This window comes from Frankia tisae (assembly GCF_025403405.1).
Taxonomy (GTDB): domain Bacteria; phylum Actinomycetota; class Actinomycetes; order Frankiales; family Frankiaceae; genus Frankia; species Frankia tisai.
Genome location: NZ_JANEZT010000849.1, coordinates 1 through 413, shown reverse-complemented (window position 1 = coordinate 413; position 413 = coordinate 1). Strand labels below are relative to the sequence as shown.

General features: G+C 68.8%; 1 protein-coding gene. It reads left to right on the top strand.

What is annotated here, in order from left to right:
- Positions 1-156: 156 nt before the first annotated feature.
- The coding region (locus NBZ85_RS31965) for a hypothetical protein (RefSeq protein ID WP_261563527.1) at positions 157-413 on the top strand (257 nt) is incomplete at its 3' end.

Genomic DNA, 413 nt, shown 5'->3' with positions numbered 1-413 from the left:
GTGCTGAGCCGCCGGCGCTCCGGGGCCGGCCTCGCGGCGGTGGGAGAGCGCGTAGGCAGGAGCCTTGACCTTGCATCAGCCACAATCGTCCCTTAACTGTAGATGAACGAATGGCCCGGTAAGCCGGGACATCACGGACGAATCTGGAGGACGGACATGTCGAACGGACTGTTCCAAAACCTGCCGGGCTCCCACGAGATGGCCGGTATCCAAGCCCTGCCGACCGAGCCCTGGCTGCTGCCGATCTCGGACGGCGCCGTCGCAGCGGTGACGAAGACGTCGGAGGATCTGCAGGCCGCCGTCCGGCGGGCCGCGCGTCCCTTCTGGCTGGCCGCCAACGGGCTCTGCATCGCGCTCGGCCTGGCCCTGACCATCCAGTGCGCCACCGGTTGGACCCCGACTCCGACCCGCAG